This is a genomic window from Helicobacter didelphidarum (assembly GCF_003364195.1).
Classification (GTDB): Bacteria; Campylobacterota; Campylobacteria; order Campylobacterales; family Helicobacteraceae; genus Helicobacter_A; species Helicobacter_A didelphidarum.
On the sequence record NZ_NXLQ01000220.1, the window covers coordinates 1 to 426 of the forward strand.

1 protein-coding gene is annotated in these 426 nt (G+C 24.9%); it reads left to right on the forward strand.

Translation table 11 applies throughout. The annotated features are described in order from the left end of the window. Window positions 1-219: 219 nt before the first annotated feature. Window positions 220-426 (forward strand): ComEA family DNA-binding protein (locus CQA53_RS12020; protein ID WP_147290071.1); only part of this gene is annotated, 207 nt, incomplete at its 3' end.

A 426-nucleotide genomic window follows, 5' to 3' on the forward strand; every position in this document is an offset into this window, starting at 1 on the left:
AAAAATGTTACTAAAATACATTTTTATTCAAGAAACAAGTAAAATTACAATATTTCTCTGTTCTTATTCTTGTTCATTCTCTATAATCTCTACTATTACATTATTGAGGGATTTGGAGTGGGATTTATAATCTTTTATAAAGACTTACAGAATACATTTTACTTTCTTTCTCTTTATAATGTTTTTACTTTTTAACATTATGAAGGAGAGAATATGTTTATGAAAAAATTGATTGTTTTATTTATTGTTTTAACAAGTTTTGTATTTGCTGCAATTAATATTAATACGGCAAGTCAAAAAGATCTTATGACACTAAGTGGTATTGGAGAAGCAAAAGCAAAAGCAATTATTGAATATCGTTCTAAAACAAGATTCAAGAAAAAAGAAGATATTATGCAAGTCAAAGGCATAGGACAAGCAATATAT